Genomic DNA, 23,102 nt, shown 5'->3' on the forward strand with positions numbered 1-23,102 from the left:
CTTATTAATTCGTGGAACTTTCCAATGAACCCTGATCGGGAAAACGCACAACAAGTAGATCGTCTTTGGTGAGTTCGCCTTGTTCGTTGAGCAACTCAGGGTGAGTTGTGACCAGCCCGGTGCGATCACTGCGTTGCATGGCGCGAGCCATTACAGCTTTGCCCGGACGCATCATTTTGAAAGCCTGGAGAAGCAGAAAAAGTAGGCAAGCTGCGTAAACCAGGGGAAACAAAGAACCAGCCATCGAAATTAATCCTTTTTCTTGAGTGAAGGCAGGTCGGTTGGCTGAGACAGCACGTAAACGACAGCGGCCGTGATGACGACTCCAAAAACCACCATGCCGATGATGAATGGGGTGTAATCGGTCATGGCTGACTCCGCGAGATACAAACCTTAACAATGCCCATCGCTCTCCGCGTGCTTAGCGTCTAGAAGAACGCCTGAGCAATGCATGCGCTGGGGTCAGGCACTGAATCAACGCGACCGTCAGCCCGAAGTGATGGACCAGCCAGGGCTGGATCCCGCAGAGCATGCCCGTGCCCTTCGCGGTCTGCGCCGGATCAACGCGATCAGCCGCTGTTCTTCCGGATTGCTGCGTTCGCTGCAGGAGCTGCATGCATCGGTTTCAAAACCGATCAGCGTTCTGGAGCTGGCCTGCGGCGGCGGTGACATCGCCATTGATCTCGATCGGATGGCCAGGCGTTCAGGATTGGCGCTGGAGATCCGTGCCTGTGATCTCAATCCCGAAGCGATCCGTCTGGCCCGCGGCAATGCCCAACGCAGGGGCGGACATGTGGAGTTCAGCGTGGCCGATGCCCTCGCGGAGCCCGCTCAGGATCAAGTGGATGTTGTGTATTGCACGCTGTTCGCCCACCATCTCGACGATGACGCTGTGGTGACACTGTTTCGGGTGATGGCAGCGCGCGCCAAGCATCTGGTGATCGTTGACGATCTAATCCGCAGTCGACTCGGTTATGCCCTGGCCTGGGGGGGGACGCGCTTGCTCAGCCGTTCATGGGTGGTGCATACCGATGGCCCGTTGTCGGTGCGAGCAGCATTCACTCCCCAGGAACTTGTGAGGCTGGCCGAGCGCGCGGGACTCTTCGGGGCAACGCTTCAGCGCTTCTGGCCTCAGCGCCAAAGGCTGATCTGGAGTCCACCGTTGTGATCGGCCCGATCTGGGATGTGGTGGTGATCGGCGGCGGTGTCGCTGGAGGGATCGCTGCTCTCGACTGCGCCCGAAGGGGACTGAAGGTGCTCGTGGTGGAAAGGCGCGCCTTTCCCCGTTGGAAGGTGTGCGGATGTTGTTTCAACGCGCAGGCCCAAGGGGTGCTGGAGGCGGTTGGTCAGGGAGATCTGATGGCGCGTTGCGGTGCCCAGCCGCTGCAGCAGTTGCGTATTGGCTTCCACGGCCTGGCTGCGGCTCTTTCCCTGCCCGGTGGGTGGGTGCTCTCCCGGGAACGTTTTGATCAGGCCCTGCTGGAGGCAGCCGCTGCGGCTGGTGCCACGATTCGCTTTCAGACGCGGGGACAGCTGGGTCCGGCGTGTTCCGCGACGCGGAGCGTGCTGCTCAAATCAGCTGCTGGAGGGCCACAGGCGGAGGTGAAAGCGAGGGTTGTGCTCGTGGCGGCCGGTCTGGTGAACCACTGCAGCCCCGAGCACTCCAGCGTTGAAACCGTCGCCACATCCCGGGTGGGGGCTGGCTGTGTGCTGCCGTCCATGGCCCATGGTTACGCCAACAACGTGATCCATATGGCCCTGGGAAACGGGGGATATGTGGGATTGGTGCAACGGGAGGATGGAGCATTGAACCTGGCGGCGGCTTTCGATCGCTCCTGCGTCGCGGCTGCAGGAGGTCCCGCTGGAGCCGCAAGATCCGTTCTCCTGTCCGCGGGATTTGACCTGCCTGCCGATCTCATGGCCGGGCAGTGGCAGTTGACGCCAGCCTTGACCCGCCGCCCTCCAGCGGTTGCCGGCAGCCGCTGTCTACTGATCGGTGACGCTGCCGGTTATGTGGAACCATTCACCGGCGAGGGGATGGCCTGGGCACTCACTGCTGGGGCTGCTGCCGCTCCATTTGTCGTTGCGGGGCTGGCTGACTGGAGCCCAGGCCTGGAGCATCGCTGGCTTCAGACCCTGGAGTCCCTGGTTGTGCGGCGTCAGAGGGTTTGCAGGGCTCTGGCCACAGTGCTGCAGCGCCCGATGCTCACCTCAAGCCTGTTCGGCCTCTGCAGGGTCTGGCCGGCACTCCCGGAGCGAATCGTGCGCCGCGTGAACCGCGTGCAGGTGCCCCCAGCGGAGATCGGTTGATGGCGCTCACGCTGCATGGCATCGGCACGGCCGTTCCCCACGGTTCCATCACCCGAGATGAGGCGGTTGCCTTGGCCGAGCATGTCAGTGGTGGCGACAGCCGGCAGACAGCGCTGCTGCAACGCATCCATCAGCGCAGCGGCGTGCGTCGCCGCGGCAGTGTGTTGATCGCTGATCACGGTGACGACGACTCGTTTCTGGAGAGGGTGCCCTTCTACGGCAGCACAAGCCCCTCCACAGAGGAGCGCATGGATGTGTTTCAGCGCCATGCCGCTGCGCTGGCGCTGAAAGCCAGCTCAGCAGCCCTTTCTGAGTCTGGGGTCGCGGTTGAGGCGATCACCCATCTGATCACGGTCTGCTGCACTGGCTTCGAGGCTCCGGGGGTGGACCTGGCTCTGATCGAACGGCTTGGGTTGCGTGCCGATGTTGCGCGAACTCACGTGGGCTTCATGGGCTGCCATGCAGCGCTCAATGGCCTGCGGGTGGCTCGGGCGTTTGCTGAAGCCGATGCCGACGCCGTGGTTCTGATCTGCTGCGTGGAGCTTTGCAGCCTGCATCTGCAGTACGGCGGTGATCCCGAACAGGTGGTGGCCAATGCCCTATTCGCCGATGGTGCCGCTGCCGTGGTGGCCTCGGCGCAACGTTCCACATCGCTGCCGGCTCTTGTGCTGGAGACCAATGGGTCCACCGTGATCCCCAGATCTGCTGGCTTGATGCACTGGAGAATCACTGATCACGGCTTTTCCATGGGCCTGTCGCCGCAGGTGCCGCAGACCGTGGCGCAGGCCTTGCGCCCCTGGTTGGATGATTGGTTGGGCGCTTTGGATCTCTCTCCCGCGTCCATCACCAGCTGGGCAATGCATCCCGGCGGGCCAAGGATTCTCACGGCTTGTGGTGAGGTGCTGGAACTGAGCCCTGAGCAACTGCAAACGTCACGGGCCGTGCTGCACGACCACGGAAATATGTCTAGCGCCACGGTGCTGTTCATCCTGCAGCGGTTGCGCCACTCAGCGAACCCTGGCCCCTGCCTGGCCCTGGCCTTTGGCCCCGGCCTCTGCGCCGAAGCGGCCTTGTTCCGGCTCATCCATGGCTGACCTGCGGCCCCCCGCAGTTGCCTCTCTTTTTCGACAGGATTGAGTTTTGTTGCAGAGCCCGTGATCGCCCTCGTTCGTCGCCTGGCCGGGCCTGCCGCCGCTGCCACTGGTGTTCTGGGCCTTGCCGTTTCCGGCACAGTCTGGAATTTCTATGGACGCCTGCCAGGCCTGAGCGGAACCATTGCCTCGCTGCTCGTTCTGGCGGTGGGACTGGTGCTTCTGCGGCCACTCCCCGCACCGACGCTGCCCGAGCCGTCCAGCGCCGAGAAGCCCGCCGCCGCTTCTGAGCTTGCAGCTGCAGAAGATTCACTTGCCTCCGGTGAATCGCTCACCACCGCTGAGGCCATCGCTCGTGAACTGGCTGAAGAGGAGAGCCGCAAGCCTGAGGTGGTTCTGGTGACCTACGCACCCGAGAATCTCCTCCCCGGCACCACTCTTCCGGTTCGCAAGCGTCGCCCTGGAGTGTCGTTCAATCCTTATCGGGAGATGACCGACGAGCTCTTCAAGAGTTCATAACCCCTGATTGATTCATGACAGGAAATCTGCAGGCCATTGGCTTTCTCTTCGCCTGGGTTCTTGGTTGGGGCGTTGGAGGATCGTTGATCGACGCCGGATTGATTGAGTTCGGCGTTTATTCGCTTGAAACAGGCCAGATCGGCACAGCCATCACCTTTTTTCTTTGGTCTCTGCTGTGGGGCTGGGGTGGATTCAGGCTTTACCAGACCCTCACCGACTCCAGCCCGTCACAGGACGATCCCTGAGCGGTTCCCTTTGGCTTCCTCACGACTTATTGCGGGCGGATGCTGTCACCAGCAACCCTCCCCGGGGTGAGGGACTGGGGATCTGCTGAAGCGTCAAGTCTTGATCCGGTGCCAACTCCAGCCGCACGCGCTGCAGCAGCCCAATGGCCATCAGACGGATCTCCAGCTCAGCCAACGCCTTGCCCAGGCAAACGCGGCCGCCGCCGCCGAAGGGCAACAGGGTTTGGTTGAACGATCCATCCAGGTGCCGTTGCGGCCTGATCTCTGCCAGGTCGCTGGATCCATCGCCAAGGTCGGCTACAAGCGCCACCTGAATCACCCGATCCGGTGGGACCGCCACACCACCTAATTCAACGGTTTGCTTGGTTCTGCGGAAGAACCCACCCACTGGCGGCGTCAGCCGCATCACTTCCAGCACGGTGGCGTCCAGGCGCGGGCAGCTACGGGTCGTCAGGTTGGGCCAGGGCTGATCCAGCAGTTCCGGCAACAACCATTGCTCCACATCGGGGTTAAGCAACAGGGCGCGCATCAGACAGCTCAACGACGACGCGGTTGTTTCGTAACCGGCGAACGGCAGCAGGAGCAGTTGTTCCACCAGATCGTCATCGGTGAGTGGAATCCCTGCTTCATCCAGGCCTCCCCGCTCCGCGGATGTCTGGGCCACAACCTGTTTCAGGCGACCCAGCAGGCGCTTCTTGGCCTCCAGGGCCTTGGCGAAGGGAGTGCCAGGAATGGCGACGGGAATAGAGAACAGGGCCCGGGTCCAGATTTCGAAGTCGGCGAACAGGGCCTGCCGGTCGCTGGCATCCAGGCCCAGCACGGTGGTGGCGATCACCGCAAAGGCGAAACGCCGCATGCAGGGCACGAGCTGAACCGGGGCCTTGGCTTGGATCAGCTCGTCTGCCAGCTCCTCCACCAGAGCGGCGATCGAGGGGATGTAGCGACTCAGAGCTGCTGCGGAAAACAGCTGTCCGACCACGCGGCGGCGCCCCATATGACCGTCTCCGCTGCGATTGGCCAACGAGCGGCTGCCAACCCTCGAGGGCGTCACCCTGGGCGAATAGATCAGCCATGGTCTGCTCACCACGGATGAACACAAGGCGCTGGTTGAGCAGCCGCGTTTCAAACACGTCGCCATGGGCCTTGAAACGCTTCTGCGCGAACTGAGGGTCACCGAAGAAGTCGAGGGTTTCCTTGAGGCCGGTCACGGCACCCGTGCTCGGGAGGGTCTTGGCCGCCATCACGCACGGGATAACGAGGGCCACCACGCTATCGACAACGGAGAGGTGCTTTGATCGGCCTGTTGATCTGAACTTGACGATGGCCGAATCGGGCATGAATGACGGTCTGGCTGCGCTGGTCGCCGATGTGGGGATGGGCAACGTGATCGATGCAGAGCTGCTCGAGGGCTGCCCGGTTGCTGCCCACGAGCTCGACGAGATGGATGCTGATCAGGCGGCGCGGGTGGCAGCCCACTGTTTTCAGACGCTCTTTGATCACAGCGTGGAAGCGCCTGTGGGCCTGGAAGCCGATGCCTCCGCTGGGGTGTGGAGCGGCACGTTGGATGGCTTCCGCTTCAGCATCAGCCGCGACGATCTCGGCGATCTGGTGTTGGACTTCAGCAGTGCCCAGGCATGACCATCGAGGAGCTCCGCGGAGATCTTGGTCAACGGATCGGCAAGAGAGTGGAGGTGCTGTTCACCCGCGATGGAGAGCCTGCGCTGGAGATCAGCGATCTCTATCAGCCATCGCCAGCGGGCTTTGGGGGGCAACTGCAGCTTCGCGATGGATCCCGTCTGGCCTGGGAGCTGTGGCTTGAAGATGGGGAGCGCTGGAACTTCCACGCATCCCCCATTCACTCATGAATGGCCTGGATGATGCAGGTGGGCGATTTCAGGATTCGCAGTGATGGCGGTAGTGGCTGTCTGCACTTGAGTTGGTTGTTCAGATGAAACCGGTCAGCACGGGTTGTTCAGGTTGTGCATCTGCCTTTTCGCGAGAAGACACTGGGTCGAGGCTGATCAGCAGCTTCGTGGCTGATCCAGTGGGTTGAGGAGGGATGGTCATCACGACGGTTCCGCTTGGGTCAGGCAGGAAGTGAACGCAACCCTGCAGGCCGGATGGAGTGATGGCCCAGAGCCGATAGACCATTCCTGCAGGGGCTTGGGGTAAATGATGCAGCACAAGTCGATTGTTTTGTTGTCCTGGGCGGATTGTGACTTCTCCACGTGCCTTTCCTGTTGTTCCACTCGGGTTGCCCTGCAGCGCGATGGTGTAGTCGCCAGGGTGAAGATCTGCTGGGACTGTTGAATTGGTTTGTTTCGCAATTTGCAGTTTCGAACGATAAAGTTCTCCGGTTGTGAAAGTCAGAGCCAGCAGTAATCCTGCGATCAGCCAGTTCTGAGGGGTGGAGTGCCTTCTTTTCGAGGTCGCGCTTAACAGACGTTGTTTGACAGCTGCAGATAGTGGAGGGGGTGATTGCATGGCCATGCTCTGATGCACGATCTTCAGTTCATTGATCAGCGCCTGCTCTTCTGCTGAGCTGGGTGGGTGCTCGTTCAGCAATTGCACTTCATCAGTGCTGAGGTTGCCAAGAATGTGGCCAGCGAGAAGTTCAGCCCTTGGGTTGCATGGATCTTGTGAATGGTTTTGCGTGGTCATGATCGGATTTGTCCTTTCGTTGTTAAGGCATGGCGGAGTTTGAGTAAGGCCCGGCGACTAATGGTTTTGACTGTTCCTAGGGGCAAGTTCAATGTGGCTGCAATGGTGCTCTGACTGATTTCTTCTCTGTAGTTCATGGCGAGAATCTGTTGTTCCCGCTGTGAAAGTTGGGTCATTGCTTCTTCGAGATTGATCTGTGCCTCAATGGCGTGGAGGTCGATCGGCTCATGCTGTTGCCGACTCGGTAGAAACCACTGAAGGATGCGTCGGCGATTGTTGTGTTGGTTGAGCCTGTTGAGGCTCATGGACCTGGTGAGCAATAAAAGATAGTTGCGAATTGAACCACGGTCTGAGTTGTAACCGCCGCGCTGCAATCGTAAAAACACATCATGGGTGAGATCTTCGGCTTCTTGTTGTTGAGCTAGAAGACTGAAAGCGAGTCGATGAACTGCAGCTGCATGTTCGTCATAAAGACGACCAAGCTCCTCGGGGCTGATGGCATCTGTTGCGCTCACATCTGAACTTGCAGCTGCAAATCCTGAACACCTGTCCAGAGATAGATCACCCCAAAGACGATGAGAACCATGGCACTGATTGCCGAGATCTGTTCACCCCGTTGAAGCAAATGCTGACGCAGACCACCGAGTTCAACGCCTAGGCCAGCGAGCAGAATCACCATGCTGTAGCCGATGGAATACAGCACCATGGACGTGACCGCTAAAACGGGCGATCCGGCGGCGGCCGCTGCGCTGAGCACAGCAGCAAGCACAGGGCTTGCACAGGGCGATGTCACCAGCGCGAACGTTAGTCCAATCAGAAATGCTCCGGCAGAGTGGTTCTTGATCCGGTTTGGATTCGGGGAGGCTCGGATGGTGAGACGATGCCATGGAATCTGTGGTCCCCATCCTTGCAGTTGTAGAGCCATGGCAATCACAACGACTCCAGCAGTGATCAATAAGATGCCGCGATAATCAATGATTAGGGCTCCGGCTAAGGACGTGAATAAGCCGAGAACGCTGTATGCAACGACGATGCCAAGACTGAATTGCAACACGTTGCCGGGATTCGGCCGTTTGTTTTTTTGTGCTCCGAGATAGGACAGTTGAACGGGAAGAAGAGCGAGGACGCACGGGGACACACTCGCGATCAGGCCGCCTCCGAAAGCCATCACGGGTAACCCTAAAGCAGTCCAGTCATGTCGTTCGCTCCACGTGCTCAGCCAGTTGGCGTAATCCTGACTGATTGACAAAACTGTCTGTTCAATCTGCTGTGCATAATTCGCAATAAAGGCTGCGGTGCAAACAAGAAGAATCAGTTGAATCCACCGCCAACGAATAGGGGGTTTTCTTGTGATGGTCATGTGGACTCAGCGTTGGAGCAGCGAGCGTGTTGTCTGGATGGCCTTGAGGTACGGATCCAGTTTGGGTTGGGCGCGAAATGTGTTCACGACGGTGCCGGTTTCTGGATTGATGATGCTCACCAGGCTGGTTTGGCCGCGATTGCGCTTGAAGAATTCTGCGAGTCCCAGTTTTTTCGCTTGAGCCGCAGACGACTTTGCGCTGGCGGTGTTGGACACATCAAATTGGATCCAATGAATGGCGCTGCCTTCCTTCTTACGGAGTGTTTCCAAAACTGGCTTGATGCTCTGGCAAGCACTGCACCAGGAGGCGTAGATCTCCACCACAACAGGTTTTCCCTGAAGCGAAGGGGCCAGTGGAGATGCCGCGTTGGCTGGGGCTGCGGCGAGTGGCGCCAGCATCAACGATGCTGGTGCTGGCGCTAAGGAGGCTGTGAGTGGACCGCCGGCTCCGACGATCAGGCCAAGGATGAGAGCACTGTTGGGCAAGGGGCTTGAGCAGAACTGATGCTTATACCCACGAGCTGCCGGATCGGATTCAAAGGTTAAGCATTAACGTGATGTCCGTCTTGAGACCGCTGGCTCCTGTGATTCCTGTGATGCCCTGTTTGCTTGATGTCTCGCCTCTGGATTGATTCCATCTTTGCTTGCGACGAGGCGTGTTCCGACAGATTGCGGTTAGGACCATGGGGTCATCGCTGAGGCTTCAAGAGCATCAGCGCACCTGACACCGTGACAAGGATGGTGAGCACACCCAAGAGCAGTGAGTAGATGGGCTGAAGGTTCACAACGCCAAAGTACCCGGTGTGGATCTTGAGGAGCCAGAAGGCATCTTTGCGCTCCGGTGAGTGCTTTGCTGATCCATTCGAGTGCAGAATCACTGCATTGATGGCGAGTGTGGTGGCTGGAGTTGGTGTGAGTCCTGCTGATCAGCGCTGGGGTTTCTGGCCGCTGCTGCCACTTGGCTCTCAGTTGCTGCACCAGCGCTAGGGGTCTTGTCCCTGAGTTGCCCCTGGGATTTTGTGCAATTGGGCCGGATGGTGTGCAACTACAACCTTCTCCTTAGCTGAAAAATGCCTCTGGATTAAAAACGTGAATCTCGGGTAGCAGCAGAGTCCCTTGCATGGACTGAGAAGGAAGCCTCTTTAAAGCGTTTCGGGCTTCAATCGGCTTGGTCTGTAAGAGATCAGAAAAGCCTGTTTACTGTCACTCTCTGTCTTCACGGCTGTGATCAGGTCTTCACCTGTGTTCCAGACCCAGACCTGGTCGTTGTGGCTGTCGTACTCAAGGCTTGTGCTCAGGGGTGGGCCGTGTCGAGCGCGCAGGCCTGCAAGCACCTCAGTCATGTCATCGATGGCGAACTCGTAAGCCAGGTTCGTTAGCCCTTTTTCGGGATCGACTTCAAAGGTGGCCTGAGAGACGGGCAGCCGATCCAGAAACACATCGCGAGTCACGTAGCGACCGGACCGCTGTTCGTTCACGGTTTGCCCTTCACCCATATGGGTGGTCACCTGCTCCAACGGCATGCCCCAAGCCAACCCTTCGACGCAGGCCTCCACGCGGCCAGCGCTGCACATCAACATCAGCCCTAAACACGCAGTGATCAGAAGGTTCTGGAGTTGGGGCAGCACCTTCATGCGGCGATCAATAGCTGTTCAGATTTTGTTGGTTCGTGGCCCTGTTGCCTACGACCTGTTGTGAGGCAAGCACTGAATCACCAGTTCAATCTTGTGTCGCTGCCGCTTGAGCTGTCTTGATACCGATCCGCTCTGGAGAGGGAATCTATGGAGATGGCGCCTGGAAAAAGTTCGTCGGATTGGGATGTGACCAACCGCGCTGCTTAGTGACTCACCCCAGCTTCGGGTGAATTCCAAACCACTCGCAGCAGTAGCCCAGCCTCAAGACCAAAGCGATCAAGACAGCCGAGGCTGCTGCCACAAAGGCGATTCCCAGACAGAGCTGCCGGTTTTTCTCGTCTTGCGCCGATCGGACCATTAAGAGGGAGAGGGTGTCAGTACTTACACATGCATCTTCCGCTTTTGCAAGGTCTACCCCAATTCAGCAGCCAGTCCCGCCTTTTCTCTGTAGACGGCTATGAAGCGCGACTGATGCGGGGACGTTCAGCAATCAAGCGTTGGCAGCGGCGCTGCAGCGATGACCACGACCCAGCGATGGATGGGGTTACCTAAGTCTGCTTCGAGGCGGGTGTTCTCCATTCCTCAGGCCATGGTGATCAGTGATGTCCATGCTGCTCCGCTTCCCCGTGTTTGGCGCACACCATCCAGATGGATCCCATGTGGTGTGCCCCCTTGCAGTCGAACTCTGGCGCTGCTGCTTCTGCCTCCTGCTGGGTCTTGAACATCGCCTGCTTCGGCTGATCACCGTGGGAGTTGGCGAAGGCTGAACCTGCGGACATCACCAAGATGGAACTGAACAACAGAGCTGCGCGCTTCATCGGTTGATTGGATTCAACCCTCACGATGCAATTGACGACAGCAGTGCGCCGCAGATGTTGTTGTGCCTCCAGCAACGGAGCAAAAGGGATGCCGTGTCTCGTTTAATCCAGGGCCACCATTTAGCTCCGGCCGCTGCCATGGCCTGATTCGAGATTTCTTGAAGAATCTTTTCTTCTTCTGAAGGTCGCGGAGCTTCAGTTGAATAATGCATGAGTTAAAAGACCTACGAATGCGTCACTTTCTGTCTCTCGCGCTGGCGGCTATGGTCGCTCTGCTCTCCCCTTCCGTGGTTTCCGCTGCTGACGCAGCGCATGGCGAGCAGATTTTCTCTGCCAACTGCGCTGCATGTCATATGGGTGGAGGCAACGTTGTTAACGGTCAACGCACTCTCCAACAGGACGATCTCAAGGCTTATCTGGCTAACTACAACGAAGGCCATGAAGAGGCCATCGCTTACCAGGTGACCAATGGCAAAAACGGCATGCCTGCTTTCGGCGGGAAGCTTGGTCCAGACGACATCGCTGATGTTGCCGCTTACGTGGAATCCCAATCGATCAACGGCTGGACCTGAGCTGTCAACTCTCCAGATTTGAGAGTTTGCGGTTTCTAATAGAGCCCCTGATTGGTCAAACAACCAGGGGCTTTTTTGAGTAGAAGTAAAAAAGGGTATTTCCTTTGAAACTGATTCTTTCGGCTTTCCTGATTCAGTTGCTGACAGCAAAGGATGGAAGACCTCTCGTTTTTAGTTGATCCCCCCATTCAGCAAGTGTTCAGGGCATTCAATTGGGGCACTCATAGCCCTGTTGAGTGCCGGTGTTCGAGGGTGTCCCCTGGCCTGCTCCATCGCTCTGCAGAATCACTGCATTGATGGGGAGCATGGTGGCTGGAGCTGGCGTAAATCCTGCTGATCAGCGCTGGGGTTTCTGGCCGCTGCTGCCTCTTAGCTCTCAATCGCAGGAAATGGTCTGAGGGGCTTGTCCCTGAGTTGTCCCTGGAATTTTGTGCCACTGGGCTGAATGGTGTGCAACTCCCAGGGAGCTGGCCTCGCTCGAATCCTGCTCTACGAGAGATGGTCCAAGACCACCTGCCTGACAGCCATGAGCTATAGCGGCAGGTTTACGCGGCGGAGGAAGAGCTCTATGGCATCCGTTTTACGTTGCTGGATACCGCGGAACGTTCTTGCCTGCCGGGATCGCCGCGGCCACCTACTGCTTTGAGTCGAATAATCACTCTCGATGCTTAGCAGAAGGGATTCCGCAGTAACCGGATCTACGAGAACCACCGCCAAGACGCAACCACCACAACGCGAGTTAAGGCGGGGTTGCGGTTTCCTTTGACTCAATGCGCCAGACAGGCCTGGAGTTGTTTCCGCAGGGTGGTGTGGTCGATGTCGCGGCCGATCAGCACCAATTGATTCTTGCGATCACCGCTCCAGTCGGTGTCGTCAATGGAAAAGCGTTTGCCTGCCAGATGGAACACATGGCGGCGTTCGCTTTCGTTGAACCAGAGGATTCCCTTGGCCCGGAACACCTCCTGGGGCATCTTGTTGTCCAGAAAGTTCTGGAACTTGCGCAATGCGAAGGGCCCATCACTCTGGAACGACAGGGAGGTGAATCCCTCGATGTCCTGATGGTCACCGTGGTTGTGGCTGTGGTGATGGTGGCCATGGTCATGACCGTTCTCATGGCTGTGGGCATGACCGTGATCGTGCCCATGGCTGTGATCGTGTTCATGCTCATGGCTGTGATCGTGTTCATGCTCATGGCTGTGATCCAGGTTCGGATCGTCGGCAGGGGAACTTACCTTGTCGGATTCGAACAGTCCGACACTGAGCAACAGGGCAAGAGGCACCTCCCCTTTCACCGACCGCAGGATCCGAGCGTCGTTCTTGACGTCCCTGAGTTGCTGCTCGACAGCCTCAAGCCGCTCCTTGGAGACGAGGTCGCATTTGTTCAGCAAAAGGATGTCGCCGTAAATCACTTGGGCCCTGCCAACTTCCGTGTCGAGCACGACGTTGTCGAAGTTTTCTGCATCGATCAAGGTGATGATCGAATCGAGGCGGGTTTGATCCCGCAGCTCACTGCCAAGGAAGGTCATGGCCACCGGCAGGGGATCGGCCAGATCGGTGGTTTCGACGACGATGTAATCGAGCGGTTCTGGGCGTTCAATCACCCGTTCCACCGCCTCCATTAGCTCGTCGTTGATCGAGCAGCAGATGCAACCGTTGCTCAGCTCGACCATGTCTTCATCGGTGGTGACGACCAGATCGTTGTCGATCCCGATTTCACCGAACTCGTTCACCAGCACCGCGGTCTTCACCCCCTGCTGATTGCTCAGGATGTGATTCAGCAGCGTGGTTTTTCCCGCTCCGAGGAATCCGCTGAGAATGGTGACGGGAACGTTGGTGCTGGTTGGTGCAGTGGTCATTGGGTCAGAAAAACAGAGGTGATCTTTGGGATCAAAGGTTGTGAAACGACGTTCCTGTGATCAGGCGAGCAACTCACTCAGCAGTTGTTGCGACAGAACATCTCGAGACGTGGCAGTCAGCCAAAGCCCCGCCCCGAAGCGTTGGAAGGTTCCCCCGCAATTCGAAATTCGATGTGATCTGTGGCGGGGTCGTAGAGGGTGTAATTCCTCCCTCCGCCAATGCCGATCACGCTTCGTTTGGGCACAGCCTGTTCGCTCTGCTGTTCACCGGCATGGTCTTTGACGTGGGATTGGATGGATCCACCGGAAAGCTCCAGTCGGAACTGACGCTGACAGCGCGCCGTAAACAGCCGGTTCACATCCAGCCGCGTCAGCCGATCCAGAAGTACCAAGGCTGAAGTGTCTTCCGTCAGTCGGTCGCCGATGTCAGCGGAGCTGCCATGAATCAGAGCGCAGTCGAGTTCGATGAAGCCGAACTGCAGCGATGCCAGCCAGTTGAGATGGTCAGCGTCCACCGCAGCGAGAAGTTCTCCGACCGCCGCCTCGCCCTGCTCGGCTCTGAGCCCTTCAGCCTTGCGTTCGCCGCGGTAGCCACACTCCGCCAGAAGCTGTTCTTCCCACCAGCCATAGATGCAGTCGGGCTGAAGATCAGCGCGCTTCGGCTGCCTCAGCCGCTCGAGCAGAGCATTGCACTTGCGTTGTGATCCGATCAGATCACCGAGAACGAAGAGATTGGCAACACCCCGTTGTTGCTTTAGATCCTTCTGAATCTGTTCGTACAGATCCAGGTCTCCTTGGAGACCACTCACCAGGGCCCAGCGTTCCATCAGCGCTCACACACATGGCTGGCGTCTTCAGCCCGCTCGGCATATTCGAAGCCGTGGCTGAGCCTCCAGGCAAACACCTCCGGTAAGCCCGCATCAACAATTGCTCGACAGGTTTTGGCGACGTCGTAGTCGACCTCCCGAATCGTCACCTCTCCGGTGTTGTCGTTATGGATCACATAGGTGGCCTTGGTGCTGCCATGACGCGGTTCCCCCACAGAACCAGCGTTAACGATCCGCCGCATCGGCAGTTCCAGCTCCTGCTCTGTTGGTGCGCCTTGATCGCGTTGTTGCACCTTCACTCGAATGGATCCGTGGCGTAGTTCGCGCACATAGGGCTGGTGGGTGTGGCCGCAGAACAAGGTTTCCGCCCCTGCTGTTTCCACCCGTTCAAGGGCCGCAAAGGCATTCATGTCGGGCAACAGATATTCGTGCTGACTGTTCGGACTGCCATGCACAAACAACAACTTGTCGCGCCGCAGTGTCATCGGAAGTTCAGCCAGAAAGGCCTTGTTCTCCTCCGTCAGCTGATCGGCTGTCCAGTGATGGGCGCGATGACCTCGTCGTTCCGCCAGCTGGGAGGGATAGCTGCATTCACAGGCATTCAGACCGTCAATGATGTCCTCATCCCAGCAGCCCTGGCAGGTGGGAATCTCGCGCTGACGCACCAGTTCCACCACTTCATTGGGCTGGGGTCCGTAGCCCACAAGATCGCCAAGGCAGGTGATGGTTTGGATGCCCTGGGAGTCGATGTCCTCGAGCACCGCCTCCACGGCGGCAAGGTTGGCGTGCAAACAGGAGATGACGGCGTGGTTCATGTCAATCAGCCTTGCGAGGTGTGTTGTTGAAGCTGTTGTTGCTGCATGGCGAGCACGTCATCCGCGAGCAGACAGTCGTTGATGGTGGCTTGCATGCCTTCAGGGTTGAGTGCCTTGCCCTGAACAACGAGCTCTGAGGTTCGACTGGGGCGACCCTGCGGTGGTGCTGTGGCGTCCAGGGGAAGGAACTGGGATGACTCCTGGCTCACCATCCAATTGCAGAAAAATGCGCGCCCGTCCGGAAGATTCATCAGGCCTTTGGCGCGGTACACATCGCCGTAGGCACCGTTGACGAGTTCAAACCAAAAGCTGCTCAGGCTGTTGGGATCCCAAACACAACCCGAAAGAGAGGTGTGCCAGGCCTCGAGCTTGCTGAACTCCAGGGTGTCCTTTGCAGGCAATTCACGATCTCGCCCGAAGTGCAGGAGTTGGTCGGGGTGCAGCTGCAAGGCCTCCAGCTTGGAGCGAACGTTGTCTCCGAGCGCTTCAATTCCCTCCTGGCTGGGGGGATGGAACTGCTGAACTTCGATCAGGCTCAGCCCTTCGTTGTCCTGCTTCAGATCCGCCGCGTTGGCTGTCGCCAGTTCCTCAAGCCTGGGTACCTGGTCCTTGAGCCAAGCCAGGTCGATTCCGCTGTCTTCCCCCTGTTGAAGCCCGTCTGCCTTCTCTCCCTCCAGCCGCAGGTAGGCGCAGGGGCCTTGATGTTGCTGGAGCCTTTGGAGCGCCCAGGTTGTTTTCCCGCACCCCGGGGGGCCTGAAATCAGGCACACCTGGCCCATCGCAACCTCCTCGAAATCCGAGAATCATTCTCATTATGATTCTTCGTCGCTGGCTTGTCTCGACCTTTCCATGCCCCCGGCCTGCTCCATCCCTCTGCAGTATTACTGCACTGACGGGGAGCGTGGTGGCTGGAGCTGATGTGAATCCTGCAGATCAGCGCTGGGGTTTCTGGCCGCTGCTGCCACTTAGCTCCTTATTACAGGAATAGGTCTGAGGGGCTTGTCCCTGAGTTGTCCCTCGTTTTTTGTGCAAGTAGGCTGAATTGTGGGCAACTACAACCTTCTCCTTAGCTGAAAATGTCTCTGGATTGAAAACGTGAATCTCGGGAAGCAGCAGAGTCCTTTGCACGGACTGAGAAGGAAACCTCTTTAAAGCGTTTCGGGCTTCAATCGGCTTGGCCGGTAAGAGATCAGAAAAGCCTGTTGGCTGTCACTCTCTGTCTTCACGGCTGTGATCAGGTCTTCACCTGTGTTCCAAACCCAGACCTGGTCGTTGTGGCTGTCGTGCTCAAGGCTTGTGCTCAGGGGTGGGCCGTGTCGAGCGCGCAGGCCTGCAAGCACCTCAGTCATGTCATCGATGGCGAACTCGTAAGCCAGGTTCGTCAGCCCTTTATCGGGATCGACTTCAAAGGTGGCCTGAGAGACGGGCAGTCGATCCAGAAACACATCGCGAGTCACGTAGCGACCGGACCGCTCTTCGTTCACGGTTTTCCCTTCACCCATATGGGTGGTCACCTGCTCCAACGGCATTCCCCAAGCCAACCCTTCAACGCACGCGTCCACGCGGCCTGCGCTGCACAACAACAGCAGCCCTAAACAGGCAGTGATCAGAAGGTTCTGGAGTTGGGGCAGCACCTTCATGCGGCGATCATTCACTGTGCAGATTTTGTTGGTTCGTGGGTCCGTTGCCTACTGCCTTTTGTGAAGGCAAGCCCTGAATCATCCGTTCAATCTTGAATTGCTGTCTCCTGAGCCGTCTTGGTGCCGATCAGCCCAGCTTCGGGTGCATCCCGAACCACTCGCAGCAGTAACCCAGCCTCAAGACCAAAGCGATCAAGACCGCAGAGGCTGCCGCCACAAAGGCGATTCCCAGAGAGACCTGCCGGTTCTTCTCGTCTTGCGCCGATCGGACCATTTGGAGGGAGAGGGTGTCAGTACTTAACCCATGTATTTTCCGCTTTTGCAAGGCGCACCTCAACTCCAGCAGCCAGTCCCGCTTTTCTCCCTGGACGGCTACAACGCGTGACTTCGGGGGCAGGAGCAGCGCTCAAGCGCTGGCTCGATGTACACGTCTCTGCGATGGATGGGGTTGTTTCAGCCTGTTTCGAGGCGAATGTTCCCCACCACGCAGGTCTTGTTGATCAGTGATGTCCGTGCTGCTCAGCTTCCTCGTGTTTGGCGCAGACCATCCACATGGACCCCATTTGATGTGCTCCCTTGCATCCGAACCTTGGAGCTGCTTCCTCTGCCTCCTGCTGGGTCTTGAACATCGCCTGTTTCGGCTGACCACCGTGGGGGTTGGCGAAGGCTGAACCTGCGGACATCACCAAGATGGAGCTGAACAAAAGAGCTGCGCGCTTCATCGGTTGATTGGATTCAACCCTCACGATGCAGTTGATGACATCAGTGCGCCGCAGAGGTTGTTGTGCCTCCAGCAACGGAGCAAAAGGGATGCCGTGTCTCGTTTAATCCAGGGCCACCATTTAGCTCCGCCCGCTTCTATGGCCTGATGCGAGGTTGTTGAAGAATCTTGTCCTCTTCTGTACGTCGCGGAGATTCAGTCTCAAAATACATGAGTCAAAAGACCTATGCATGCGTCACTTTCTTTCTCTCGCGCTGGCGGCTTTGATCGCTCTTATTGCCCCATCCATGGTATCCGCTGCTGATTCAGCGCATGGCGAGCAGATCTTCTCTGCCAACTGCGCTGCATGTCATATGGGTGGAGGCAACGTTGTTAACGGTCAACGCACGCTCCAACAGGACGATCTCAAGGCTTACCTGGCTAACTACAACGAAGGCCATGAAGAAGCCATCGCTTACCAGGTGACCAATGGCAAAAACGGCATGCCTGCGTTTGGCGGGAAGCTTGGTCCAGACGACATCGCTGATGTTGCCGCCTATGTTGAATCGCAATCGATCAACGGCTGGGCCTGAGCAGTCAACTCTACAGATTTGAGCCTTTGACGGTTTTTAATAGAGCCCCTGATTGGTCAAACAACCAGGGGCTTTTTCTTTGAGTAGATATAGAAGAGGGTATTTCCTTTGAAACGGACTCTTCCTCTTACAGGTTGTTTGATTGTTCGATCTGAGCGTGAACACGGCTTTCCTGATTCAGTTGTGAACAGCAAAGGGTGGAAGACCACTCGTTTTGAATTGATTTCTCCATTGCAGCGAGTGTTTAGGGCATTCAGTTGGGGCACTCATAGCCCTGTTGAGTGCCGGTGTTCGAGGGTGTCCACTGGCCTGCTCCATCGCTCTGCAGAATCACTGCATTGATGGGGAGCATGGTGGCTGGAACTGGTGTGAATCCTGCCGATCAATACTGGGCTTTCTGGCCGCTGCTGCCACTTGGCTTCCAGTTGTTGGAACAGGTCTGAAGGGCTGGTCCCCGAGTTGTCCCTGGAATTTTGTGCAACTGGGTGTGTTTATGAGCAACTCGCGATAATGCGGAGAGTCGATTCAATTCGCTGCATTGAGGAATCCATGAACGCTTCGCGTTTTGCGCATCTGTGTTCAGCTGCCGTGCGACAGAGCTTGGTTGGAGCCTTTGTAGTCGTCTCGCTGCTTTCAGCGAGTCAACCGCTTGAGGCGCATGGTGATGTGAAAGGGGATGCTGCGATGCCCGTCAACAGTGGGGCGACCGGGCCTCAGATGACGGTGTATCGATCGGCGAGTTGCGGTTGCTGTACGTCATGGGGATCCCACATCGTTTCAGCGGGATACCGCATTGAGGACCATGTCACCGAGGACATGGATGCCGTGAAGAAAGCGCGTGGCATCAGCCCACAACAAGCTTCTTGCCATACCGCGGTTGTGGAGGGGTATGTGATCGAAGGGCATGTGCCCGCTTCTGCGATTCAGCGTCTTTTGACAGAACGGCCCAATATCCGAGGTCTGGCAGTTCCAGGGATGCCAATGGGTTCTCCCGGGATGGAGGTGGCTGGCGTCGAGGCTGAACGTTTCGAGGTGCTTGCCATTGCCCATGACGGAACAACCTCCGTCTTCGCGCGTTATTAAGCGGTTTCAGGGAGACCGCTTCGGGGAACGGGGGTCATCGCGATGGTTTTAACAGCATCGCTGCACCCGAAACTGTGACGATGACGGTGAGCCCACCCAAGAGCATTGGGTAGACGGGCTGAAGATTCAGAACACCGAAATTCCCGGTGTGGATCTTCAGCAGCCAGAAGGCATCAATGTCTTGCTCCAAGAGCAAGCTGTAGAGAGATCCCGTGCCTGCGGTGATCAGCAACGGAACAGCGGCGATTGGAACCAGCCAACGGTGAACTTTGCGTGCTCGCCGTGAAAGCGGTCGTTGGTTCATTGCTTGCGAAGTTGGCGGTGGAGTTTACGCTCATCTGCGCAGGGCATCCACTTTCCGTTGTTCTGATGCAGCGTATTGCAACCAATCTCACTGGCACGTTGTTGCGCGTCAGCTTTGGATTGGTAGATGCCTTTGCTGTGAGCATGGCTGGCCATGGGATGGACAACGAAAGCAGCGACGAGGGCGAATGAGATGGAGATCCATCCCATCATCGTTGTGGTGAAGGCATTAAAAGTGATTGCTTTCACAGCGCGAAAAGGCCATCAAATTTGTAGTAGTCCGGCTTATTCAGTCCTCCGCTTTGCAGCATCTTGCGGAGTTCGATGATCTCTTTGCGCTGGGCGACGATGATCTCGCGCGCCAGGCGAAGGACGGTGGGGTTGGTGGAGTTTTGCCGAGCCTCATGGGCCATCTGAAGTGCGCCTCCATGGTGCTCAATCATTCCCTCTAAGAACCACTGCACCCTGTTGTCGCGCGTTGGCTTCGTTCCCGACATGCGCATCGCGGCAATCACATCAGGACTCATGCGCACCAGATCTGCCATGGAGTTGGGGTCCCCGTTAGGGCGCAATGCCACGGGATAAACCGGTGCATCCGGATACCAGGCTTTGCGCCATTGGCGCATCGCCTTGATCTCACGGGCCTGCTCGTTCCAGATGCTGTTTGCCAACGCCCCCACCCCAGGGGCGCCGATGTTGAAGACGTACTCACTCATCCGCAACGCCCCGGTGTGATGCTCGACCATGCCATCGATAAAGCGCAGGTCGTAGGTGCTGCCTGCTGGTCCCATGCCATGGGCATGGTGCTGATGGTTGCCGGAATGGGGGGGTGCAGCCTCTTTCGTTTTTTCAGGTGCTGGGTGATGCATCCCATGGTCCATTTGGGCCAATGCGACTTGAGGGGGCAGTGCCGAGATGGCGGCCAGAGCAAAAGCGATTCGACGCATGGAAAGAACAATCACGTCGCTATTGTGGAGTCTCCAGTAAGTGGAGAGTCAACCCTTCGTGCCTAAAGCGCCTGGCGATCTACTCAAGATTGGAGTTGTCTCTGCAAGAAGCAACATTTCGGTGAAAACGATTCGTTTTTATTGTGATGAAGGTTTATTGCTGCCAGTATCACGTACCGATTCCAGATATCGATTGTTTGATGAGTCTGTTTTTGACGATCTTAGTCTAATCCTTCGTCTGCGGGCCATGGACTTGCCTCTTGATTTGGTGAAAAAAGTAATTCAGGCACAGCGATCTGGAATCTGTACTTGCAGTGATCTCAAGACCACGATGCGCGAAAAATTAAGCGAGATTCATGAGCGCCTGGATGAATTGAAGGTGCTGGAGACTGAGATCAAAACGATGTTGAAGAGCTGGGAGCCTTGTGGCGGGGCTTGATCAGTCGCGTGATCAGCTCAGTACTCAGGCTTCGATCAAGATGTTGCCCATCATGCCGAGCTCCTCGTGATCGAGGATGTGGCAGTGATACACGCTCTTGCCAGCAAAGTCGCTGAAGCGGGTGCGCACGCGCACGGTTTCGCCAGGGCGCACCAGCACCACATCCCGCCAGGCCCGGTAGGGCTCAGGCCTGCCATTGCGGCTGATCACCTGCATCGGATTCACATGCAGATGGAAGGGGTGATCCATCACGCCTGTGTTCAGCAGCTCCCAGTCCTCTGTGTCTCCCAATTGCACGCGCGTGTCAATGCGCCCATGGTTGTAGCTCTGGCCGTTGATCAAAAAGGCCATGCCCATGCCTGGTGCCATGCCGTGATTCATCACAAATCGGCGCGTACGCAGCGGGCTGGGGAGCTCCTCCACCGCTAAGAGCTGCTGCGGCAGAGGCTGCGGCGCTACAACGCCATTGGTGCTCACCGTTGCGATGACATCAGCTTGTTCCTGGCCAGACACCGCTCTCCCCATGCCCATACCCATACCCATGCCCATACCCATGCCCATACCCATGCCGCCCATCATTGGGCGCCCCAGGCGCCTGTAGGGGAGGTTGTTCAAGCGAAACCGACCACCTTCGGGAGCCACCTGCACCAACACATCGGCACGCTCGCCGGGCACCAGCAGCAACTCCTGCAACGGCAGTGGTTGCTCCAGTGCACCACCATCAGTGGCAATCAGATGCATGGTGTGACCCTCCAGCGCCAGTCGCCAGAAGCGGGCATTGGAGGCGTTGAGAAGGCGTAGGCGCAGCAAGCCGCCGGCTGCAACCTGCAGCTCGGGCTTCACCTGGCCGTTCACGCTCAGAATCGAGCCTTCTCGGCCAAGCATCACACCAGAACCGGAGCGCTGGTTGGCGGCTGGAAGATCCTTGAGCACAAGCACTTCTTCCTGGGCCGCCTGCACTTCAGGGATGCGATCGAGATCGCCTCTCACCAGCAGCGCACCACCCAGGCCACCAAACACCTGGTCAGCCACCGTTCCATGGTGATGGGGGTGGTAGTAGAAGAGGCCCGCCGGGTGATTGTCCGGCAAGGAGAAGCTGCAGCTCTGTCGCTGGCCAGGAGCAACCCTCAGGAACACATTGTCGGCTGCTCCGCTGGGTGGAATGTGCAGGCCGTGGTAGTGCAGATTCGTTGGCTGAGTCAGGCGGTTGTGCAGCTGGATCCGCACCGCATCACCAGGCTGCAGTTCAAGCTGGGGGCCAGGGAGTAAGCCGTTGTAGGTGAGTGCCCGTCCTGATGTGCCAGGGATGCTGATGGACGTTTCCTGCGCTACCAGATCCAGCTCCAGCAGGCCAGCTTGAGAGCGCACTGGCGACGTCGCCGCCGCGTTGATGCTCCTCCGTGGATCTGCGGCCCAGCCATGGCAGCCATGGCGCAGAGCCGCGACTGAGGCTGCTGCAGTGCCACCGGCTGCCAGGGCGAGAAAGGAGCGCCGGCTGATCACAACGCACCCCCAGAAGCAAGAGCCATCACTGGCTGAATCAACATCGCCAAACCCATCAGCCCCATGATCAGATTCTCAGCGAAGCTCACCACCCCCAGCGGTGTGCGGGAGTTGCCGCCCACGCAGGCACAGTTCAGTGCCAGGTGATCGACGAACACGGCTTTGCCGACGGAGACCATGCCCATCACACCGAGAAGCACTGCTGTCACGCCAATCACAGCTTCAAGGCCCATACTCTCGGCCGATTGCAGCATCCCAAGTCCCACCAATAGCTCAACAGCGGGATACAGTTTTCCCCAGGCCTGCCAACGCTGCGTGAGCAGGTCATATTTGCGGAAGCTTGCAGCGAATGCCGCAATATCCATCAGCTTGAGCATCGCCAACAGGCAGATCGCCAGGCCCATGTAGCCCCGGATTTCGCCCCCTAATGCCAGGTTGATCAACAGAGCGCTCAGGAACACAGCGATCACTGGTGCGTAGGACACCTCTGCTGTTTCCGCGGTGACACCAAGCCGTTTCGCCAGCTCGGTGTAGCCCCCAATGCGCTCCGCGCCGGCAAACACCTGCGGCGTGGTGGTCACACCGTGGGCATGCTTGAAGGCTTCCACCTCCGCCTGGCTGCGCAGAGGATGATCCTCAAACGGAATCCCCTGGGCGCGCAGGAGCTGAAGCGCGCGCTGCCCCCACGGACAGGCATGCTCGGGCGTCTCCATCCTGTAGAGACGCACAGCGCTGAGTTCCGGCTTAGCCATCACCCTCCACCGTCTGGAAGGCTTGGGTCCGGCCGGATTCGGTGAAGGTGAACACCGTGTAGCTCTCTGTCTTGAACGGTGATTCCATGCCGGGCGAACCGAGCGGCATACCGGGTACGGCAATTCCGGCCACCTGTGGGCGTTCCTTCAGCAGCCGCTGAATCGCCGACACTGGAATATGACCCTCAACCGTGTAACCCCCAATCCGGGCGGTGTGACAGGACTGCAGCTGAGGTGGAACGCCGTAGCGCTGCTTGATGCTCGCAAGGTTGCTCGTCACGTAGTCCTTCACTGTGAAGCCGGCTTGCCTGAGGTGGTCCAGCCAGCCTTTGCAGCAGCCACAGCTTGGGGAGCGATAGGCGGAAACCACCGCAGGCACAGGTATGGCGGCGACTGGAGGCATCAACAGAGGCACAGGAGGACGGCGACTGCTT

At 58.0% G+C, this 23,102-nt stretch carries 31 protein-coding genes and 1 pseudogene; 12 read left to right on the forward strand and 20 right to left on the reverse strand.

From position 1 onward, the window contains the following. Positions 1-4: 4 nt before the first annotated feature. The gene (locus tag SynBMKMC1_RS05705) at positions 5-244 is read right to left on the reverse strand and encodes a DUF2973 domain-containing protein (protein WP_186473026.1); all 240 of its coding nucleotides are present in this window, start codon (positions 242-244) and stop codon (positions 5-7) included. A 207-nt stretch (positions 245-451) separates the two neighbouring features. Between SynBMKMC1_RS05705 and SynBMKMC1_RS05710 the strand changes: the two genes are divergently transcribed. Genes SynBMKMC1_RS05710 through SynBMKMC1_RS05730 form a run of 5 tightly spaced genes read left to right on the forward strand, consistent with a single transcriptional unit; the run spans position 452 to position 4,165 of the window. Further along, positions 452-1,168 carry a class I SAM-dependent methyltransferase gene (locus tag SynBMKMC1_RS05710; protein WP_186473027.1) on the forward strand — a complete coding sequence of 239 codons (717 nt, stop codon included), beginning with the start codon at positions 452-454 and terminating at the stop codon, positions 1,166-1,168. Further along, entirely contained in the window at positions 1,168-2,310 is a 1,143-nt protein-coding gene (locus SynBMKMC1_RS05715; protein WP_186473346.1) for an NAD(P)/FAD-dependent oxidoreductase, read from the forward strand. The genes SynBMKMC1_RS05710 and SynBMKMC1_RS05715 overlap by 1 nt, the downstream gene beginning before the upstream one ends. Next, positions 2,310-3,404, forward strand: coding sequence for a type III polyketide synthase (locus SynBMKMC1_RS05720; RefSeq protein ID WP_186473028.1), 1,095 nt, complete (start codon positions 2,310-2,312; stop codon positions 3,402-3,404). Before SynBMKMC1_RS05715 ends, SynBMKMC1_RS05720 begins: the two co-directional genes overlap by 1 nt. Positions 3,405-3,464: 60 nt before the next feature. Further along, positions 3,465-3,920 carry a hypothetical protein gene (locus SynBMKMC1_RS05725; protein ID WP_186473029.1) on the forward strand — a complete coding sequence of 152 codons (456 nt, stop codon included), beginning with the start codon at positions 3,465-3,467 and terminating at the stop codon, positions 3,918-3,920. A gap of 14 nt (positions 3,921-3,934) precedes the next feature. Then, entirely contained in the window at positions 3,935-4,165 is a 231-nt protein-coding gene (locus SynBMKMC1_RS05730; RefSeq protein WP_186473030.1) for a hypothetical protein, read from the forward strand. A gap of 19 nt (positions 4,166-4,184) precedes the next feature. Here the strand turns inward: SynBMKMC1_RS05730 and SynBMKMC1_RS05735 are convergent. After that, positions 4,185-5,373: pseudogene (locus tag SynBMKMC1_RS05735) on the reverse strand (cytochrome P450). Here SynBMKMC1_RS05735 and SynBMKMC1_RS14665 point away from each other — a divergent pair. From SynBMKMC1_RS14665 to SynBMKMC1_RS05745, 3 genes are read left to right on the forward strand one after another with little or no spacing between them, the layout of a single operon-like run. Next, a complete protein-coding gene (locus tag SynBMKMC1_RS14665) occupies positions 5,302-5,460 on the forward strand; it encodes a hypothetical protein (protein ID WP_255486416.1) in 159 nt (52 codons plus the stop codon). The pseudogene SynBMKMC1_RS05735 and the gene SynBMKMC1_RS14665 overlap by 72 nt on opposite strands. Before the next feature lie 25 nt (positions 5,461-5,485). Next, positions 5,486-5,803, forward strand: coding sequence for a hypothetical protein (locus SynBMKMC1_RS05740; RefSeq protein WP_186473031.1), 318 nt, complete (start codon positions 5,486-5,488; stop codon positions 5,801-5,803). After that, a complete protein-coding gene (locus SynBMKMC1_RS05745) occupies positions 5,800-6,030 on the forward strand; it encodes a hypothetical protein (RefSeq protein ID WP_186473032.1) in 231 nt (76 codons plus the stop codon). Before SynBMKMC1_RS05740 ends, SynBMKMC1_RS05745 begins: the two co-directional genes overlap by 4 nt. Before the next feature lie 79 nt (positions 6,031-6,109). Here the strand turns inward: SynBMKMC1_RS05745 and SynBMKMC1_RS05750 are convergent, their stop codons facing one another. From SynBMKMC1_RS05750 to SynBMKMC1_RS14835, 6 genes are all read right to left on the reverse strand, one after another. Further along, complete coding sequence (locus SynBMKMC1_RS05750; protein WP_186473033.1) at positions 6,110-6,826, reverse strand: anti-sigma factor; 717 nt, start codon at positions 6,824-6,826, stop codon at positions 6,110-6,112. Next, positions 6,823-7,341, reverse strand: a complete 519-nt coding sequence (locus tag SynBMKMC1_RS05755; protein ID WP_186473034.1) for a sigma-70 family RNA polymerase sigma factor — start codon at positions 7,339-7,341, stop codon at positions 6,823-6,825. Before SynBMKMC1_RS05755 ends, SynBMKMC1_RS05750 begins: the two co-directional genes overlap by 4 nt. Then, positions 7,338-7,994: a cytochrome c biogenesis CcdA family protein gene (locus SynBMKMC1_RS05760; protein ID WP_186473035.1), complete on the reverse strand. Its 657-nt coding sequence runs from the start codon at positions 7,992-7,994 to the stop codon at positions 7,338-7,340. Before SynBMKMC1_RS05760 ends, SynBMKMC1_RS05755 begins: the two co-directional genes overlap by 4 nt. A gap of 198 nt (positions 7,995-8,192) precedes the next feature. Continuing rightward, positions 8,193-8,672: a thioredoxin family protein gene (locus SynBMKMC1_RS05765; RefSeq protein WP_186473036.1), complete on the reverse strand. Its 480-nt coding sequence runs from the start codon at positions 8,670-8,672 to the stop codon at positions 8,193-8,195. A gap of 656 nt (positions 8,673-9,328) precedes the next feature. Continuing rightward, a complete protein-coding gene (locus tag SynBMKMC1_RS05770; RefSeq protein ID WP_186473037.1) occupies positions 9,329-9,820 on the reverse strand; it encodes a hypothetical protein in 492 nt (163 codons plus the stop codon). A 596-nt stretch (positions 9,821-10,416) separates the two neighbouring features. Continuing rightward, positions 10,417-10,638 carry a DUF3721 domain-containing protein gene (locus SynBMKMC1_RS14835; protein WP_186473038.1) on the reverse strand — a complete coding sequence of 74 codons (222 nt, stop codon included), beginning with the start codon at positions 10,636-10,638 and terminating at the stop codon, positions 10,417-10,419. A 230-nt stretch (positions 10,639-10,868) separates the two neighbouring features. Between SynBMKMC1_RS14835 and SynBMKMC1_RS05780 the strand changes: the two genes are divergently transcribed. Next, positions 10,869-11,210 carry a c-type cytochrome gene (locus tag SynBMKMC1_RS05780; RefSeq protein WP_186473039.1) on the forward strand — a complete coding sequence of 114 codons (342 nt, stop codon included), beginning with the start codon at positions 10,869-10,871 and terminating at the stop codon, positions 11,208-11,210. Between the two features lie 767 nt (positions 11,211-11,977). Here SynBMKMC1_RS05780 and SynBMKMC1_RS05785 read toward each other — a convergent pair. The 6 genes from SynBMKMC1_RS05785 to SynBMKMC1_RS14840 all read right to left on the reverse strand — a co-directional run bounded on the left by SynBMKMC1_RS05785 (position 11,978) and on the right by SynBMKMC1_RS14840 (position 17,070). Beyond that, complete coding sequence (locus SynBMKMC1_RS05785) at positions 11,978-13,066, reverse strand: GTP-binding protein (protein ID WP_186473040.1); 1,089 nt, start codon at positions 13,064-13,066, stop codon at positions 11,978-11,980. A 116-nt stretch (positions 13,067-13,182) separates the two neighbouring features. Next, positions 13,183-13,893 carry a phosphoesterase gene (locus SynBMKMC1_RS05790; RefSeq protein ID WP_186473041.1) on the reverse strand — a complete coding sequence of 237 codons (711 nt, stop codon included), beginning with the start codon at positions 13,891-13,893 and terminating at the stop codon, positions 13,183-13,185. Further along, positions 13,893-14,708 carry a metallophosphoesterase gene (locus tag SynBMKMC1_RS05795; RefSeq protein ID WP_186473042.1) on the reverse strand — a complete coding sequence of 272 codons (816 nt, stop codon included), beginning with the start codon at positions 14,706-14,708 and terminating at the stop codon, positions 13,893-13,895. The genes SynBMKMC1_RS05790 and SynBMKMC1_RS05795 overlap by 1 nt, the downstream gene beginning before the upstream one ends. Before the next feature lie 5 nt (positions 14,709-14,713). Beyond that, the gene (locus SynBMKMC1_RS05800; RefSeq protein WP_186473043.1) at positions 14,714-15,487 is read right to left on the reverse strand and encodes a GTP-binding protein; all 774 of its coding nucleotides are present in this window, start codon (positions 15,485-15,487) and stop codon (positions 14,714-14,716) included. Positions 15,488-15,856: 369 nt separating this feature from the next. Further along, on the reverse strand, positions 15,857-16,348 hold the full coding sequence (locus SynBMKMC1_RS05805) for a hypothetical protein (RefSeq protein WP_006041169.1): 492 nt from the start codon (positions 16,346-16,348) through the stop codon (positions 15,857-15,859). Positions 16,349-16,848: 500 nt separating this feature from the next. Continuing rightward, positions 16,849-17,070 (reverse strand): DUF3721 domain-containing protein, encoded by a 222-nt coding sequence (locus SynBMKMC1_RS14840; RefSeq protein ID WP_006041171.1) that lies wholly within the window; start codon positions 17,068-17,070, stop codon positions 16,849-16,851. A gap of 229 nt (positions 17,071-17,299) precedes the next feature. Here SynBMKMC1_RS14840 and SynBMKMC1_RS05815 point away from each other — a divergent pair, with 229 nt between their 5' ends. Together SynBMKMC1_RS05815 and SynBMKMC1_RS05820 are read left to right on the forward strand one after the other, a co-directional pair. Then, positions 17,300-17,641, forward strand: coding sequence for a c-type cytochrome (locus SynBMKMC1_RS05815; protein WP_038004231.1), 342 nt, complete (start codon positions 17,300-17,302; stop codon positions 17,639-17,641). A 549-nt stretch (positions 17,642-18,190) separates the two neighbouring features. After that, positions 18,191-18,724 carry a DUF411 domain-containing protein gene (locus SynBMKMC1_RS05820; RefSeq protein ID WP_185189735.1) on the forward strand — a complete coding sequence of 178 codons (534 nt, stop codon included), beginning with the start codon at positions 18,191-18,193 and terminating at the stop codon, positions 18,722-18,724. A gap of 34 nt (positions 18,725-18,758) precedes the next feature. Here SynBMKMC1_RS05820 and SynBMKMC1_RS05825 read toward each other — a convergent pair whose 3' ends face one another. From SynBMKMC1_RS05825 to SynBMKMC1_RS05835, 3 genes are read right to left on the reverse strand one after another with little or no spacing between them, the layout of a single operon-like run. Beyond that, positions 18,759-19,028: a hypothetical protein gene (locus SynBMKMC1_RS05825; RefSeq protein WP_131455619.1), complete on the reverse strand. Its 270-nt coding sequence runs from the start codon at positions 19,026-19,028 to the stop codon at positions 18,759-18,761. Continuing rightward, a complete protein-coding gene (locus tag SynBMKMC1_RS05830; RefSeq protein ID WP_131455963.1) occupies positions 19,025-19,240 on the reverse strand; it encodes a DUF3721 domain-containing protein in 216 nt (71 codons plus the stop codon). The genes SynBMKMC1_RS05825 and SynBMKMC1_RS05830 overlap by 4 nt, the downstream gene beginning before the upstream one ends. Positions 19,241-19,272: 32 nt before the next feature. Next, positions 19,273-19,974 carry a DUF305 domain-containing protein gene (locus tag SynBMKMC1_RS05835; RefSeq protein ID WP_186473044.1) on the reverse strand — a complete coding sequence of 234 codons (702 nt, stop codon included), beginning with the start codon at positions 19,972-19,974 and terminating at the stop codon, positions 19,273-19,275. Positions 19,975-20,014: 40 nt separating this feature from the next. Here SynBMKMC1_RS05835 and SynBMKMC1_RS05840 point away from each other — a divergent pair, with 40 nt between their 5' ends. Further along, positions 20,015-20,413, forward strand: coding sequence for a MerR family transcriptional regulator (locus SynBMKMC1_RS05840; protein ID WP_186473045.1), 399 nt, complete (start codon positions 20,015-20,017; stop codon positions 20,411-20,413). Positions 20,414-20,437: 24 nt separating this feature from the next. On the opposite strand, the gene SynBMKMC1_RS05845 is transcribed toward SynBMKMC1_RS05840, so the two are convergent. Genes SynBMKMC1_RS05845 through SynBMKMC1_RS05855 form a run of 3 tightly spaced genes read right to left on the reverse strand, consistent with a single transcriptional unit; the run spans position 20,438 to position 23,071 of the window. Then, a complete protein-coding gene (locus SynBMKMC1_RS05845; protein ID WP_370586622.1) occupies positions 20,438-21,916 on the reverse strand; it encodes a multicopper oxidase family protein in 1,479 nt (492 codons plus the stop codon). Beyond that, positions 21,913-22,668: a MauE/DoxX family redox-associated membrane protein gene (locus tag SynBMKMC1_RS05850; protein WP_115070382.1), complete on the reverse strand. Its 756-nt coding sequence runs from the start codon at positions 22,666-22,668 to the stop codon at positions 21,913-21,915. The genes SynBMKMC1_RS05845 and SynBMKMC1_RS05850 overlap by 4 nt, the downstream gene beginning before the upstream one ends. Beyond that, on the reverse strand, positions 22,661-23,071 hold the full coding sequence (locus SynBMKMC1_RS05855) for a DUF411 domain-containing protein (RefSeq protein ID WP_115070381.1): 411 nt from the start codon (positions 23,069-23,071) through the stop codon (positions 22,661-22,663). The genes SynBMKMC1_RS05850 and SynBMKMC1_RS05855 overlap by 8 nt, the downstream gene beginning before the upstream one ends. Between the last annotated feature and the right edge of the window lie 31 nt (positions 23,072-23,102).

The organism is Synechococcus sp. BMK-MC-1, from assembly GCF_014279955.1.
Classification (GTDB): Bacteria; Cyanobacteriota; Cyanobacteriia; order PCC-6307; family Cyanobiaceae; genus Synechococcus_C.